16 protein-coding genes are annotated in these 16,257 nt (G+C 44.1%); 3 read left to right on the top strand and 13 right to left on the bottom strand.

The features are described from left to right. Positions 1-5 precede the first annotated feature (5 nt). The 8 genes from RDV63_RS06680 to RDV63_RS06645 form a co-directional block, all read right to left on the bottom strand. Positions 6-665, bottom strand: coding sequence for a 3-oxoacid CoA-transferase subunit A (locus RDV63_RS06680; RefSeq protein WP_313908732.1), 660 nt, complete (start codon positions 663-665; stop codon positions 6-8). A 53-nt stretch (positions 666-718) separates the two neighbouring features. Further along, positions 719-1,498, bottom strand: a complete 780-nt coding sequence (locus RDV63_RS06675; RefSeq protein WP_313908731.1) for a 1,6-dihydroxycyclohexa-2,4-diene-1-carboxylate dehydrogenase — start codon at positions 1,496-1,498, stop codon at positions 719-721. Between the two features lies 1 nt (position 1,499). Further along, entirely contained in the window at positions 1,500-2,519 is a 1,020-nt protein-coding gene (benC, locus tag RDV63_RS06670; RefSeq protein WP_313908730.1) for a benzoate 1,2-dioxygenase electron transfer component BenC, read from the bottom strand. A gap of 17 nt (positions 2,520-2,536) precedes the next feature. After that, positions 2,537-3,043 carry a benzoate 1,2-dioxygenase small subunit gene (gene benB / locus RDV63_RS06665; protein ID WP_313908729.1) on the bottom strand — a complete coding sequence of 169 codons (507 nt, stop codon included), beginning with the start codon at positions 3,041-3,043 and terminating at the stop codon, positions 2,537-2,539. Continuing rightward, positions 3,040-4,410 (bottom strand): benzoate 1,2-dioxygenase large subunit, encoded by a 1,371-nt coding sequence (gene benA, locus RDV63_RS06660; protein ID WP_313908728.1) that lies wholly within the window; start codon positions 4,408-4,410, stop codon positions 3,040-3,042. The genes benB and benA overlap by 4 nt, the downstream gene beginning before the upstream one ends. Before the next feature lie 89 nt (positions 4,411-4,499). Beyond that, the gene (catA, locus tag RDV63_RS06655) at positions 4,500-5,420 is read right to left on the bottom strand and encodes a catechol 1,2-dioxygenase (RefSeq protein ID WP_313908727.1); all 921 of its coding nucleotides are present in this window, start codon (positions 5,418-5,420) and stop codon (positions 4,500-4,502) included. A gap of 42 nt (positions 5,421-5,462) precedes the next feature. Then, positions 5,463-5,753 (bottom strand): muconolactone Delta-isomerase, encoded by a 291-nt coding sequence (gene catC, locus RDV63_RS06650; protein ID WP_313908726.1) that lies wholly within the window; start codon positions 5,751-5,753, stop codon positions 5,463-5,465. Between the two features lie 11 nt (positions 5,754-5,764). Then, a complete protein-coding gene (locus RDV63_RS06645) occupies positions 5,765-6,877 on the bottom strand; it encodes a muconate/chloromuconate family cycloisomerase (protein ID WP_313908725.1) in 1,113 nt (370 codons plus the stop codon). Between the two features lie 102 nt (positions 6,878-6,979). Between RDV63_RS06645 and RDV63_RS06640 the strand changes: the two genes are divergently transcribed. Further along, entirely contained in the window at positions 6,980-7,894 is a 915-nt protein-coding gene (locus RDV63_RS06640; protein WP_313908724.1) for a LysR family transcriptional regulator, read from the top strand. 68 nt (positions 7,895-7,962) lie between these two features. On the opposite strand, the gene RDV63_RS06635 is transcribed toward RDV63_RS06640, so the two are convergent. The 3 genes from RDV63_RS06635 to RDV63_RS06625 form a co-directional block, all read right to left on the bottom strand. Next, positions 7,963-8,088 (bottom strand): hypothetical protein, encoded by a 126-nt coding sequence (locus tag RDV63_RS06635; RefSeq protein WP_313908723.1) that lies wholly within the window; start codon positions 8,086-8,088, stop codon positions 7,963-7,965. Between the two features lie 65 nt (positions 8,089-8,153). After that, on the bottom strand, positions 8,154-8,948 hold the full coding sequence (locus tag RDV63_RS06630; protein WP_313908722.1) for an SDR family oxidoreductase: 795 nt from the start codon (positions 8,946-8,948) through the stop codon (positions 8,154-8,156). A 17-nt stretch (positions 8,949-8,965) separates the two neighbouring features. Beyond that, entirely contained in the window at positions 8,966-9,787 is an 822-nt protein-coding gene (locus RDV63_RS06625; protein ID WP_313908721.1) for a class III extradiol ring-cleavage dioxygenase, read from the bottom strand. 102 nt (positions 9,788-9,889) lie between these two features. Between RDV63_RS06625 and RDV63_RS06620 the strand changes: the two genes are divergently transcribed. Next, the gene (locus tag RDV63_RS06620) at positions 9,890-10,780 is read left to right on the top strand and encodes a LysR family transcriptional regulator (RefSeq protein ID WP_313908720.1); all 891 of its coding nucleotides are present in this window, start codon (positions 9,890-9,892) and stop codon (positions 10,778-10,780) included. Between the two features lie 1,297 nt (positions 10,781-12,077). Here the strand turns inward: RDV63_RS06620 and RDV63_RS06615 are convergent. Beyond that, positions 12,078-13,346, bottom strand: a complete 1,269-nt coding sequence (locus RDV63_RS06615; protein WP_313908719.1) for a DEAD/DEAH box helicase — start codon at positions 13,344-13,346, stop codon at positions 12,078-12,080. A 45-nt stretch (positions 13,347-13,391) separates the two neighbouring features. Beyond that, a complete protein-coding gene (locus RDV63_RS06610; RefSeq protein WP_313908718.1) occupies positions 13,392-13,697 on the bottom strand; it encodes a DUF6172 family protein in 306 nt (101 codons plus the stop codon). A 343-nt stretch (positions 13,698-14,040) separates the two neighbouring features. Here RDV63_RS06610 and RDV63_RS06605 point away from each other — a divergent pair, with 343 nt between their 5' ends. After that, on the top strand, positions 14,041-16,119 hold the full coding sequence (locus RDV63_RS06605) for a TonB-dependent siderophore receptor (protein WP_313908717.1): 2,079 nt from the start codon (positions 14,041-14,043) through the stop codon (positions 16,117-16,119). Positions 16,120-16,257: the final 138 nt, after the last annotated feature.

Raw genomic sequence — 16,257 nt, 5'->3', positions numbered from 1 at the left:
ATTCCTTATACTGCAACCAGTTGTTGGACAAAGATGCCTGGAGTAACTACATGCTCGGCATCAAGTTCGCCAAGCGGCACAATTTCAGCGACCTGAGCAATAGTCACTTTGGCCGCTGCGGCCATAATGGGGCCAAAATTACGGGCCGTTTTGCGGTAAATTAAGTTGCCCCAACGATCGCCTTTAAAAGCTTTGATTAAGGCAAAATCGGCGTAGATCGGATACTCCAACACATAGTTTTTACCATTAATTTCTCGAGTTTCTTTGCCCTCGGCCATTAAAGTGCCATAACCGGTGGGCGTAAACACGGCACCAAGACCAGATCCGGCAGCCTGGATCCGGCAGGCTAAATTACCTTGCGGTACCAATTCCAGCTCAATCTCGCCTGCACGGTACAGGGCATCAAATTCATAAGAATCCGCCTGCCGAGGAAAAGAACATATAATTTTCTTCACTCGCCGCGCCTTGATCAGTGCAGCCAAACCAGTATCACCGTTACCGGCGTTATTATTAACGATGGTCAGATCGCGTGCGCCATGCGCAATTAACGCATCAATTAATTCGGCGGGTTGACCTGCAGTACCAAAGCCCCCGATCATGACCGTGGCGCCATCATAAATTTGCGCTACGGCTTCAGCGGTAGTCGCGACAGTTTTATCAATCATGTATTCACCTGCTTTAAATCCGTGTGGCATTTACCATCTGGATTGTTGCTAAATTAGCCCTGATCACCACCACCCACGGGCAACACAGTGCCCGTGATGTATGCGGCTTGCTCAGATGCTAGGAATAATATGGCATTGACTTGATCAGCAATGTTGCCGTAACGCTTCATTAAACTAGAATCGATAGTTTGATCAACAATTTGTTGATACCAGACTTGCTCATCGCTGCTCAGCGGTTTTGGATTACGCGGGACCTTGCGCTGGGGTGCTTCAGTACCGCCAGTGGCTACGGCATTGACGCGAATGCCATCTGATGCATGCTCTAATGCCAAACTTGCCGTAAGCGCGTTCACCCCGCCCTTAGCAGCAGAATACGGAATCCGGTTAATCCCCTTTGTGGCAATAGACGAAACATTAACAATAACACCGCTTTGCTGCGCTACCATGCCTGGCAGAACTGCACGGCAACACCAGAGTGTTGGCATTAACGAGCGTCGGATCTCGGCTTCAATTTCTTCGGGTTGATAATATTGATAAGGCTTGGCCCAAATAGTACCGCCAACGTTATTAATCAGCCCATCTACCCGACCGAACTTGTTTATTGCCGCCTGCAGCATTAACTCAGCACCAGCCCAGGTTTCAAGATCGGCTTGCACTGTCGCAATTTCGCTCTCGGCTAAGCCGGTTTCAATCACCACGTCAGACAGAAAATCAGCACGGTCAACCAAGAGTAACTTGGCGCCCTCTGCTGCTAACGCTAACGCCACACCATGACCGATCCCCTGAGCTGCACCGGTTACAATAATAACTTTATTGTCAAAACGTGCGCTCATATCACGCTCCGACACTGGCTGAGAATTTCTCAAAGTGGAAACTCACCGGCGTAATTTGTGCCGTATTAAGCCAGCTTCGCACCGCATCAACCATCGCAACAGGGCCACATAAATAGATATCAACGTCACCGTTGTTTAACCATTCATCTTCGATATGGGTGGTAACATAACCTTTACGAGCATGATTGCTGCTCTCTGCTGCGACAACAGTACGATAGTCGAACCAGCTATGTTCAGCTTGGAAGGCAGCTAATTTGTCTAATTCCACTAGATCGTAATCGTTAGTCACACCAAAGACTAAATGGATCGGATGGTTGCTGCCGCTTTGCGCTAATGCCTCTAACATTGACATAAAGGGCGCGATACCGGTTCCCCCTGCCAGCATTAATACTGGACGTTGCACTGGGCGCAAATAAAAGCTGCCATAAGGGCCGCTAAAATTGATGCTTTGACCCACCGCCGCTTGCTCAGTTAAGAAACTGCTCATTAAACCACCAGGCACATTACGCACGATAAAACTGACGTTTTGCTGACTAGGCCCTGAGCTAAAAGAATAAGCGCGGCTATCCGCTGTGCCAGGTACGGCAACTTTGACGTATTGCCCCGGCAAAAAACTCAATGTTTCCGGCTGTTCAGGGCTAACAGTAAAGCAAATGGTCGATTCACTGGGCTGGCTTAGCGCCGTTAACTTACTCGGAAATTCGACGATGCCGGTTTTACAAGACAGCGAAGAAGCCGGAACTTGCACTACGCAATCAGATTTCGGCCGCATCTGACACCCCAAAATATAGCCCTGTTCGGCTTCTTCTGGCGTTAATGCATCTTCAATATAAAGCTCAGGCGGCATATCATATTGGCCGGACTCGCAAAAACCACGGCAGGTACCACAAGCACCATCGCGGCAATCCAGTGGTATATTAATTTTCTGACGATAGGCCGCATCTGAAAGCAGCTCACCATCTTTGCAGTCTATAAAACGGGTAACACCGTCTTCAAACTGTAACGCAATTCGAAATGACATAGCAGACTCCTAGGTAATTAAATATGGTAAATATCAATAACCTGATGGATATAATCGTTTTTTAACACCACGTATTTATCACAGATCTTCGGGCTATCGCCGCTCACATCGATAACATAACGCGACATACCAAAGTGGCTAAATGTGGTTTTGTAGCGATGGCTCAGCGTGTGCCAATTAAAACGTACTGTAATCAGATCGCCTTGTTGTTCAACCACTTCGATATTGCTAATGTTGTGGCTAGTACGTGTATCTGGCATGGTGGCGCTGGAGCGTTCAGTTTTAATCCGAAAGACTCGGTCTTCCAAACCTGAACGATTCGGGTAATAAATCAGCGAAATTTCAGTGTGGGGATTGGTCACTAAAGTGTCATCGTCATCCCATGCTGGCATCCAAAACTGGGCATCATCGTGATAACAGTTTAACCATTCATCCCACTGCTCATCGTCTAGCAAGCGCGCTTCACGGTATATGAATGCGCAAAGTTGATGATAATCAACCGTATTTTTATCTAGGCAATTCATATTTTTTCGCCTTCTTTTGCTAATGCCTGCTGCATGACTTTTAACCAGTAACTGTGTTGTACTGTATACAGACCTTCATCTTCAGTTTTTAAACCACTCATAACCGGCTGCAAGCCAATTTGTTTAGCGGCATCGTCGGCCCCCTTAATCCACTGGGTGGCTCCACGACACATATCGTTCCACTCCATCACTTTGCCAGCATAGCCCTGCTGACAAGCGCGGAACTCTTCCAAATCATCTGGTGTGGCCATACCGCTGACATTAAAGAAGTCTTCGTACTGACGAATACGCCGAGCACGGGCGTCAGCTGCTTCACCTTTGGGCGCAATGCAGTAAATGGTCACTTCTGTTTTATCAACACTGATAGGCCGTAACAACCTAATTTGACTGCCAAACTGGTCCATCAAATACACATTAGGGTAGAGACAAAGATTACGTGAACGTTGGATCATCCAATCGGCGGCTGATTTACCAAACTTGTCGGTATACTCTTTATAACGTGGGAAGTTAGGACGATCCTCTGGGTTAGCCCACTGGGTCCACAGCAGCATATGGCCTTGTTCAAAGGCATAGAAACCACCACCTTGTTGGCCCCAGCGTCCTGCATCCATTGCTTTGATGTTATCTTCGCGCTCAGCAGCTTCTTCTTTACGACGATTAGTGGTTGCCGCATAGTTCCAATGTACCGCTGAAACGTGATAACCGTCGGCACCATTTTCAGCTTGTAACTTCCAATTTCCATCATAAGTATAAGTTGAAGCACCACGTAATACTTCTAAGCCATCCTCTGACTGATCCACAATCATGTCGATGATTTTGGCCGCTTCGCCTAAAAATTCAGACAATGGCGCAACATCTGGGTTTAAGCTGCCGAATAAAAATCCACGATAATTTTCAAAGCGCGCAACTTTTTTCAAGTCATGCGAGCCTTCTTTGTTAAAACATTCCGAGTAACCCGCATCAACCGGATCTTTTATTTTTAGCAACTTACCGCTGTTATTAAAGGTCCAACCGTGAAAAGGGCAAGTAAAAGTGGCTTTGTTACCTTTTTTATGCCGACACAATTGGGCACCACGGTGACTACAAGCGTTGATAAAGGCATTCAGATCTCCCGCTCTGTTTCGGGCGATAAACACTGGCTGACGGCCGATATGGGTACTGTAATAATCGTTGGTATCTGGAATTTGGCTTTCATGCGCCAAGTAAACCCAATTGCCTTCAAATATATATTTCATTTCCAGCTCAAACAGCCGCTGGTCTGTAAATGCACTTCGATGTAAGCGATGGTCACCACGAGCTTCATCTTCAATTAAAAAGTCGCTCAGGGTACGCTCGTTTATTGGTTTGTCTGGATCAATTATATACATGGTTTGTTACCTAAATAATCGGTGGGCGAACAGTTGAAAAAATAACGCAGCCAACGAATCTGGTTAGCCACGTTTAACTGCGCTACAACTTACGCTTGAGGCCGTTGCCGATCGACTTCTGTAGTTGGCGCTTCGGCCACTTCTGCGTTTAAATGAAAATCAAAATCAATCGACGCATAAGGTTTTTGCAAGCCATGTGCAGCCAATGCTGCAGCATCGGTGATTTGCTGTACTGCAGGGACTAAACCTTCACGACTGGCAAAAGCAAAGTCATCCCACAGATACTCATCACCATCGATATTGATTTGCGTCGTCAATTTGCGGTGACCTTCAGCACTAATAAAGAAATGAATATGCGCTGGACGTTGACCATGGCGACCTAACAAACCCAGTAAAGTCGCGGTGCTACCATTAGGTGGGCAACCGTAGCCCTTTGGCATAATACTTTGAAATTGATAACGGCCATTATCATCAGTCATGATGGTACGACGAAGATTAAAATCGCTTTGTGATTTATCAAAGTAAGAGTAATTTCCTAGCAAATTAGCATGCCAGACTTCTACAGAACTGTTCGGCAGTGGCTGACCGTTGGCACCAAAAACCGTACCTTGCATGAATAGCACCTGACCTTGTTCGATTTCTGAGCCATCATCTAACCGAGCAAAGCCTTGCTCTACAGGAGCACCAGAAACATACAGGGGGCCTTCGATAGTACGAGGCGTGCCACCCGTGATACCCAATTTAGCTTCGGCTTCGTCAAAACGAATATCTAAAAATCGATCTAAACCTAGACCCGGTGCAATAAGCCCCAGTTCCATACGGCCACCGGCTTCTTGTAGAAACTCCAGCCCTTTCCACACTTCAGTAGCGGAAAGGTCTAAATCTTCAATGGCTTTGAATAAATCGCTAACTAAACGCAATACAATTTGTTGTATGCGTGGATTGGCTTCAGCTTGAGCCGCGTCAATAATGAAGCTTTTTACTAACTGGTCGATTTCATTATGTGTCATGGTAGTGTTCCCTATCGTAATTTATTTTATAAGAATTTTTTGTTAACAATCATCTTGATGAATTGAGGATGGATGCCTGCAAAGTGGGGTAACCTCAATCTGCATAAATGGATACAATGGCAAAGACAGCAGCAAATTGTGTAACTCTTCATTGCCGCTAACGTCAAAAATACTGGTATTGGCATACTGGCCAGCAATGCGCCAAAGATGCCGCCACTTACCACTTTGCTGTAACTGGTGTGCTAGCGCTTTTTCTCGTGCTTTTAAATCATCAACAACGTCTTGATTTAAGTCACTCGGGATTTTTACATCCATACGTACTTGAAATAACATGCTATAACTCCTTAATCTTGGCGGCGCCATGCGGCGATTTTGTCGGTATCGATGGCTAAACCTAGGCCCTTGCCTGTGGGTAATTCCAAAGCAAAGTCGTGATACTTTAATGGCTCGGTTAAAATGTCTTGCGTCAGTAGTAGGGGGCCAAACAATTCGGTACCAAATGTTAATTCTTCAAAGGTGGCAAATAATTGAGCCGAAGCAATGGTGCCAATGGCGCCTTCCAACATGGTGCCGCCATACAAGCTAATCCCCGAAAGACGGGCAATAGTGGCCAGCTCTTTGGCTTGGGTTAAGCCGCCGGATTGCGCAATTTTTACAGCAAACACATCAGCAGCATTTTGCTGAGCAACATCCCAAGCGTCTTGTGGGCCGTTTAGTGTTTCGTCTGCCATTATGGCTACCGAAAAACGCTCAGTTAAACGTGCCATGCCGCGTCTATTCTCAGCTTTTAGAGGTTGTTCAATTAAATCAATGCCGCCATCTTGTAGCTGGGCGATAGCCGTCGTTGCTTGCAGTTCAGACCAGGCCTGATTAACATCAACCCGGATACTGACGTCATCGCCAAGGGCTTTTTTAATCGCCAAAACATGTCGAACGTCTTCCTGAATGCTATTTAAACCAATTTTTAGTTTGAAGCTATTGTGTCGACGTAGATCTAACATCATTTGTGCTTCTGCAATATCGTTGGCCGTATCACCACTAGCGAGAGTCCAAAGTACGGGAACACTGTCACGTAAACGGCCACCTAGCAGCTCGCTCATTGGCACGCCTAAGCGCTGCGAATTAATATCTAATAACGCCGTTTCAATTGCGCACTTGGCAAAGCGGTTACCGCGGATTTGCTTGCGTAGCCTATTCATCAAGCCACCGACCCGTTTCTCATCTTGCTGCAATAACAAAGGGCTGATATGTTGTTGAATATTCACTCTGACGCTTTCAGGACTTTCGTCGCCATACTTTAAGCCACCAATTGTAGTAGCTTCACCCCAACCAACTAGGCCGTCTTCGGTACTGATTTTTACCAACACTAAAGTTTGGGTATTCATCGTGGCAACCGACAACTTGTGTGGACGGATGGTTGGAATATCTATTAAAATTGTCTCTATAGCACTGATCATATCGTTTCGGTATAATTGAATGTGGTAATTAACGATACTTCAGCTCTTAAGCGCTATCCAACACTATGTTGGTATCAAATTGATACCTAAAAGGTATAAAGAGTGGACATAAGACAATTACGTTATTTTGTAGCAGTGGCAGAAGAGCAAAACTTTACCCGAGCAGCTAAACGGCTTTTTATTGCTCAGCCACCTCTTAGCCGGCAAATCCAGCTACTAGAAGATGAGTTAGGGGTGATTTTATTTGATCGTACTAGCCGACCGCTACAACTGACCGAAGCCGGTAAATTTCTCTTTAGCCATGCCAAGAAAATGCTGGCAAAGACAGCTGAAATTAAAACTATGACCCAGCGGGTGGGTAAAATTGAACGCAGTCTATCGATTGGCTTTGTAGCGACTACGCTTTACGGCTTACTGCCGCGCATTATTCGTCAATTTCGAGAACAGCATCAGTCTGTAGAAATAACCTTGCACGAAATGACTTCTTCTCAACAAATTGAAGCCTTAAAATCCGGAAAAATTGATGTTGGTTTTGGTCGTTTAAGAGTAGAAGATCCCAGCATACGACGTATTTTATTAAGGGAAGAGTCTCTTATGGTTGCCTTGCCCTCAGCCCATTATTTAATAAAAAACGCACAAAATTTAACCTTAAAAGATCTGATTGAGCAACCTTTATTAGTCTTCCCAAAGCAACCTCGCCCCAGTTTTGCCGATCAAGTTTTAGCCTTGTTTCATGATCGCGGTTTATCACCCAACAAAGTAATCGAAGTGCGTGAACTACAGATTGCTATTGGTTTAGTCGCTGCAGGTGAAGGTATGACAATAGTTCCTAGCAGTATGCGAGCTTTTATTCGGCAAGATGTAACTTATTTAGAGTTAGATGAAAAACGTGCCATCTCACCAGTGATTATGAGTATTCGCTTAGGTGAACAATCTGATGACTTGAAAGTCTTGCTCCAGAATGTTTATCAAGTTTACGATGCAGAACAGATCCACTATATACGTGAAGAGCTATGAAAAAGTCCGGTGTTAAAAACGGTTAGCTAACAGAATGAAAGATTTTAGTACTATAGTACCGTTAAGTACTATGCTGACTCATCTGGCGGGTAAGCAGCAGCAAAACGGCCAAAAAATGCTACCAACGCGCCAAGTGCAGCAAAGTCGATTAAATCAGCGAAGGGTGAAAGCTGAAATAATGGCAGTACGATCAACGCTGCCTGCCCCACCTGTCAGCGCATTACGCACTGACAGGTGGGGCTGTAAGCTCAGGCTTTGTTTAAACAATACTTTCAACAATACCGCCTTCTACCCTAAGCGCCGCTCCGGTTGTCGCACTGGCCTGCTCGGAAGCGACGTACACGCACAAATTGGCTACTTCGTCTGCCGTTGCAAAGCGCTGTAATAAACTGGATGGCCGGTTTTCGGCTAGGAATAGTTTTTCCATCTCACTGACACTGACGCCGCGACCGGCAGCTAAACCGGTCATCATCTTAATGGCACCCTCGGTGCGGGTTGGGCCTGGCAGAATACTATTTACGGTGACACCACTACCGGCCAGTACTTTAGCAAGTCCACGTGATAACCCCTGCATAGCTGCTTTACTTACGCCATAATGCACCATTTCAGCAGGGATATTTAGGGCTGATTCGCTGGAGATAAATTGTATCCGCCCCCAGCAGCGTTGCTGCATCCCTTTGGCATAATGACGACTTAAACGTACAGCACTCAGCAGGTTCACCTCTAACATTTGCAGCCAGTCGTCATCGCTGATTTCAAAAAATGGTACTGCACTGTAAATGCCCAGATTGTTAATCAAAATATCCGTTACCGGTAGCTGAACCAGTAGCTGATTACATCCCTCAGCCGTTGAAACATCTGCTTCAACTGTCGCGATATCACCTTTAAGATTTAATGTTCTTAGTGCTGCCGCTGCCTGATCTAAGCGGCCGCTATCACGCCCTACTAGGGTGACATCAGCGCCAGCAGCAGCTAGGCCTTTTGCAATAGCTAGACCAATTCCAGCCGAAGCGCCAGTAACCAGGGCCTGTTTTGCGGTTAAATCAATTTGCATAGATTACTCCATTATAATTAACCAAATCGAAATGCTGACAACTGTGTGCACAGCACGTTTTCTGAATACACTTTGCGACCAGATGACGTCCCCGCAGCCCCCGCAACCACCATTAACGGCAACAGGTGTTCTTCAGCCCCCCGTGGATGACAATCCTGCGCACAGGGTGCCCCTTGCCATTGCTGTAACCGGATGAGTCGCTCCGAGGACTCTGCCTTAATGCTATCCGTGAGCCAGCGATCAAATACTTCAGATGGTGCGGTATAACGCGGGTCGCCATAGCCACTCATATTGTGAAAGCTCATGCCACTGCCGATAATCAGTACCCCTTGCTCACGCAGCGAAGCAAGGGTTGCGCCTAACTGCAAATGAGTAGCTGCATCAAGCTCACGTTTTAGAGATAGCTGTACAACTGGGATCTCTGCGGTGGCAAACATCAGTTTTAGCGGGATAAAAACGCCATGGTCAAAACCGCGGTTCTCATCCAAGCGACAAGGCAAGCCCGCTTCACTGATGAGTTTGGCAATAGTCGCTGCCAACTCAGGTGCACCGGGCGCAGGATAAGTCAACTTATAGGTCGATTCAGGAAAACCGAAGTAGTCATAAATCAATCCAGGGTTGGCAGAAGCGGTTAGTGCGAAAACATCGTCTTGCCAGTGTGCGGAGATGAGTAGGATAGCTTTTGGCGTTTCCGGCAACTCTTTTGAGATGCTGCTTAAAAAAACTGACATATTTTGCCAAGTGGTTAACGGGTTCCAATCCATAAAAAAGCATGGGCCTGCACCATGCGGGATAAAATATGTTGGCTGTATCACAATGTTTTGTATTGGCTCAGTCATCGTGGCTATCTCCTATAATTAGATGGTTCCAGTTTAACCTGTTAATATTAATGCGATAACAAGCCGAAACTAATAACTGTTTTTACTCATAGTGAGAAATTAATGCTAGATCGCTTAACCAGCATGCAAATTTTTGTAGAAGCCGTCAACCGAGGTAGCCTTTCAGCAGCTGGACGCGCATTAAAACTTTCACCCGCCATGGCGGCCAAATATCTGGATGCACTAGAAGAGCGGCTGGGTCTTAAGTTGTTACACCGCTCGACTCGGCAATTACGTCTCACCGATGTTGGTGCTGATTACCTCAATTCTTGTCGACAAATCTTGCAGCAAGTAGCGGAGGCCGATGCCGAAGTGACGGCCCTAAGCAGCGAAGCGATTGGACTCTTGCGCATGAACGTTCCACTGTCTTTTGGCAACCACTATATTGCCCCCCTGCTCCCAGCGTTTAGTCAGCGCTATCCCCTGGTCGAAATTGAGCTGGGTTTAAGCGACCAGCAGCAGGATATTCTGGCTGATGGCTGGGATCTAGCGTTACGGATTGGACGGTTAAGTGATAGCAATTTTAAAAGTCGTAGTCTAGGCAATTGTCCGATGCGTCTTTGTGCCGCGCCTGAGTATCTTCAACGTTACGGGACACCGCAGCAAAGTAGCGATTTAGCGCAGCACAATTGTCTAAGTTATACCCTTTCAGCTATGCAACGAAATGGTCAGTGGGCTTTTGGTCGCGATGGCGAATATAAAGTCACAGTGAGGGGAAATTTACAGGCAAATAGTGGCGATGCTTTGTTGGTTGCCGCTATTGGTGGGCAAGGTGTTATTTATCAGCCAGATTTTATTGTACGCCATGCCCTGACAACTGGGCAGTTACGGGAAATCACACTGCATCAACCCAATATTGATCTTGGCGGCCTACATCTGTTGTTTCACCCTAGTCGCAGCCAGCCTGCTAAGGTACGGGCAATGATTGACTTTTTGGTAGAAAAATTCAATTAATCCATTCATTAGTGCTGAAAAATGCTTAGTGCCAACGTATGATAAAGATTGTTGTGTATCAGCGGTATCAGCCACAGGAAACTAACATTAGAATTTTTTAATTAGTTTGTTCAGTGATACAGGAAAGAGAATGGGTTCCTGCATATTCTTCCTAGCTTTATTCTCGCTGCATTTAATAGGATCTTTTTCATATCAGTTGCTTACCGCCCCTTCCTTGGTAACAATAAGGTAACAGATGTTGAAAATAACAAGCAATATCGGCCAACTATTAGAAACAAGATCTATGCTTAATACATTGTTTTAATAGGAAATGTTGTTTATAGTGATTTATCAAGAACACCTTGACATGGTGGGGGTCGGTGGTTCGAGTCCACTAGGACGCACCAATTCTCTCTCCCTTCTTTTTAACTCAAAAAACTCAGTAACCTACTGAAAACAAGCACAAAAGTAACAAGAGTTATTTAGCATATTTAATCTTTCTCACGCCTTTCTCGCGTTAAATTTTCTTAAACAAACCGAAATTTCAGCTCATTTTTTCTCCAGTTGTGCCCGAATCTGTGCCCAAGTGCCCAAAGCCGTTTTTGACTAATTATAAAAAATTAAATTTTGACCACCACCCTAGCAATTTTTTTGTGACCACCACCTCAAAATCCATAACAATTTTCGGTGCCTAAAATAAGAAATCTCTGAAAACTTTTTCTTGACCACCACCATAAATAAACAGTCTGTTGTGCCTTAATTTAGCCACAATAAAATGCAAAAATTGGTCATATCTGCAATGGTTTTATACTTGATGGTTAATTGCATGGATGAAGGTATTCAGAAATTTATAGATCAGGGAATCAAAGAGCCGCCCATTTATTTAAACTTAGACTTGTATTGTCACAACGAACAAGTTAACCCTATACATAGGGATAACGATGAAGAAAAGTTAAAGAGATTAGTGAAAATTGGTCGGCTTAGAAATTTTTTTTAAAATTACATCCGAACTATTTAAAAAGCAGTTGTAAGCCCCGTTAGTTAGGGGCTTTTCATATTGATCTTCCCAAGCTTTAACATTAATCTGAATCACTAATTAAAAGGAGGTTTATATGAGTTCTGATATAATTGGCATGCTTTTTTGGGGGTGTAACTACCCCATAAAATAATACAGATTACTCCTCAAAAACACATACGCCTGTTACAACTGTTTTTTATGCTGCTTTTGTCCAGTTAATTAGACTACGACTATTCGGCTATGGCCTTCTATGAAATTTAGCTCCTCTTTGTTCAATTGCGGCTTTTTTATTTGTTAAAATTATTTGCTACTGCGCGGCTTGCTTTTAGGCTTAGCTTTGCCGGTGTTCTCAAGGTCGATAAAGGTTTCGCTGGCTTTATTTGAGCGACCGCTAAGCACTTTACGTGAAATGCTTTTAAGTAAAGACTCACGATTACTCACTTCAAAACCTGGCTTGATAATACGTTTAATCTTAGTACCTATTAGTTTTTGGATCCGCTCTAAGCTTTGTTCTTCTTCACGGCTAACAAAAGAGATAGCATCACCTGCAGCGCCAGCACGGCCGGTACGGCCAATGCGATGCACATAATCTTCAGGTAAATAAGGTAAGTTAAAGTTAACTACATAATCAAGACCTTGAATATCTAAACCACGTGCTGCAACTTCGGTAGCTATTAATACTTGTAGTTTAGCTGATTTAAAATCTGCAATAGCGCGACGTCTTGCACCTTGGCTTCTGTCACCATGGCAAACAGCCGCATTAACTTTACTTTTTTGCAGGCCTGCTAATAGGCGATCAGCTTGCTCTTTAGTGCTAGTAAAGACTAACACCTGAAACCAATTTTTTTCTGCTAATAGTTGTTCAAATAGTTCTATTTTACGGTTTTCTTCTACTGAGTAAACCACGTGGTTTACTGTATCCGCAGTACTGTTTATTTTCGCTACTCGAATTTGCTGATGATTTTTTAAAATTTTATGCGACAGCTCATTTACTGCAGGTGATGTGGTAGCGGAAAACAGCAAAGTTTGCCGAGTTTGGGCTGTTTGCTGTATTAGCTTCATAACATCGGCAATAAAGCCCATATCTAACATACGGTCAGCTTCATCTAGCACCACAAATTCAACTTCAGTTAAAATAACGTTGCCCAGTGTCATGTGCTCTAACAAACGGCCTGGCGTGCTGATAACAATATCGACACCGGCTGTAAGTTTATTAGCTTGGCCACCCATTTTAACGCCACCATATAAGGCAGTAACGGTTATAGCAGTAAACTGGGCATACCCCGCTATAGTGTCGGCTAATTGCTCGGCTAATTCACGGGTTGGCGTTAGAATTAATGCCCGTGGCCTGCTTGCTACTGTTGTTTTTGGCTTATCTAGCATGCGTTGTAAGATAGGAATAGCAAAAGCGGCCGTCTTACCGGTACCTGTTTGTGCCGTAACTTGTAAGTCTTTACCGCGCCGCGCGGGCACTATGGCCTGCTGTTGCACGGGTGTCATGGCGTTGTAACCACACTGCTCAAGTGCGCGTTGTAAACCTGGAGCTAAATCTAAAGATGAAAATTGCATAAGAGATCCTCTGTAGAATAGCTACAGTCTATAATGAAAAGAAAATTAGTCACTTACTTCAGCACTTGCCTTCGGCTTATGGTTACAGGCTCTGGCCAGTATTTCGACATAGAAGCCTGATAAGTTCTGCGCCACAGCAGCATCAATATGTTGCTTGATTTCAGATGTGAAAATCTCTACTGCTTCTTCCTCAGAAGCACCAAAGCGACAATCAAAGGTCCAGTAGTCCATACCTGCTGGCAGAGGTTTACGCCGCTCGCGGTTAAGGTACTTTTTAATTTCATGTTTAATTGCCTCTACCCAACGAGCCGGTTTATGTTTGGGGTGGGTTAAAGCGAAGGTCTTTTTCATCAATTTTCCTACAAATATGTACTAGTGTAAAAGCTGAACTAGCTTTTAAAAGTGCATTCTACATGGATGTGCAACAGATAACTGCCAATATCTGTTATTTCTGGCTAATTTCGCATAAAAAAGTAGCAATATAGGCCAAATTAGCCCTATTCGCTTTATTTGATAAAGATTTACAGTCTGCTTAGCACATCACATCTGAGTGACAACTAATAGCTACTGTTAAGTGGCATAAATAAAAAGTGGCTTATTACTTAAAAAAACATTAGTAATGATATTGATTCGCATTAAGGTCCGTGTTCTAATGCGCCCGTTCTAATTCTCATTCTTAATATTTGGAGTTGTTATGCGGACTAACTTGTCTCGCTTATCGGTAGCGGTAACCCTAGCCTTTGTATCGCTAAGCACCTTAGCTCAGCAAGAAACTGTTACGAGTGAAGCTAAAGTTGAGCGAAAAACCATTATGCCTACTTTAGAAGTTATCCGAATTGTGGGTGACTCTGTGCCTGTTTTATTAGAGCAAACCGGTACTGTCGTTATAGTGGATCGCAAACAAATTGAGCAAATCCAGCCATTATCTACTGAAGATATTCTGCGCCGTATTCCTGGTATTAATATTAAAAGTGAAGAAGAAACCGCTATTGTCGCCAATTTTGGCATCCGTGGTTTATCTGCCAGCGAATCAAAATCACTAATGCTAGAAGATGGCGTGCCAGTAGCCCCTGGTTTATTTGTAGGTAACGATCGTTATTTTAATCCTCGCATTCAGCGGGTAGAACAAGTTGAAGTATTAAAAGGCTCGGCATCTTTGCGCTATGGCCCTTCTACCATTGGCGGTGTGGTAAATTATCAAACCAAAACTCCTGATGATGGTGTTAAGTTAACTGCGCGCGCTGGCTCGTTTAATATGCAAGAAGTTAATATTGAAGCTGGCGGTAAAACAACTTCTGGCGATGCTTTTGCCGGCATAGTGGCTACCCATGCTAGTAGTGATGGCTATATGGATAAAGACTATGAAATGACCGATATTATGGCTAAAGCTGGAGTTGTTTTTGCTAATAATCAAAAGCTAGGCATTAAAGTATCGCGTTATGAAAATGATGCCAATATTTCTTATCGTGGTTTATTACTTGGCGATTATAATGCCGGTGCCGACTACAACCCTGCCCCAGACGATTATTTTTTAACTGACCGAACCGCTTTTGATATTAACCACGAATGGTCTATTTCTAGCCAAGCAACTTTAAAGACAGTGGCATATTGGAGCGAAGTTAGCCGTGATTACTGGCGTTATAATGTTGATACAGCAGCCTCTAACACAGCAGGCCGCTGGGTGTATACCGATAGCTTAACCGGTAATAATCGCACCTTTGATCGTAAAGGTATCGAAACGCGTTTAAGCATTGATCATAACCTGTTTGGTCTGCTTAGTAGCAGTGAGTTTGGTCTGCGTTTTATGCAAGAAGAAGCCAATGATACTCGCATTAGAGCCGTGCGCAGTGCAGATAGAACGGGTGTTAATGATAGACATATTATCGACTCTGCCAACAGTGTCGCTGGCTATGCCCAAAGCAGAATTGAATTAAGTGATAGCCTTGCCATAACACCCGGCTTACGGGTCGAGTCTTATGAGCAAAAGCGAATTATATTAACCGATAATAATGCTACGGCTAAAACCAGTAACACTGAGTATTTACCAGGTGTTGGTTTAACTTATAACTTAAGCCAATCTGCCCAGTTATATGGTGGTGTATATCGGGCATTTTCGCCAGCGTCTAACGGCGTAGCCTTAGATGGCTTGACCGATCAGCAACTAGATGGTGAGCGCTCTACCAACTATGAATTAGGCTTACGCGGTAAACAAGGTGCAGTTAATTATGAGGTTGCCGCATTTTTAATGAACTTTAATAATCAAGTTGTTACTGGCAATAGCGATCCTAATTTATCACAATCTAATGGCGGTAAAACTGAACATTACGGCATGGAATTTATGTTAGGTTATGAGCTAGGTGGCGGTTTTAGTATCGATACTAACGCTACTTGGGTGCCAAAATCAGAGTTTACTAGTGGTGATAATCAAGGTAATCGTTTGCCTTATGCACCCAAAATCATTGCAAATCTAGCGCTAAATTATCAACACGAAAAACTAAGTACAGCATTAACAGCCCATCACCGTGGCGAGCAATATGGTGATGCCAGCAATAGAGTTGATATACCAGCAAATGCAGCCGGTGGGATCTGGGGTGGCTTAATGCCTTCTTACACGGTACTAGACTTAACTGCACAATATAACTTAGCTGACAATACTCGACTATTTGGCTCGGTTAAAAACCTAACAGATAAACGTTACATAACAGGTCTACGCCAAGGTATTTATGTTGGCCCAGAGCGTTCTTTTGAACTAGGTATAAGTTACAGCTTCTAATTATAGCCTGTGGTAAAAAGCCTCTGCATAACAGGGGCTTTTTTTTGCCGTGCTTTATTTAACTATAACCACTTTGCTTATAACTTCATGTTAAGATCGCAAAACTTACTTACAGTTATCAGCTTGCTGGTATTCCTT

It is taken from the genome of Rheinheimera sp. MMS21-TC3 (genome assembly GCF_032229285.1).
Taxonomy (GTDB): Bacteria; Pseudomonadota; Gammaproteobacteria; order Enterobacterales; family Alteromonadaceae; genus Alishewanella.
Note: the sequence above shows the minus strand (reverse complement) of the source record. Positions and strands in the feature narration are given on the sequence as shown.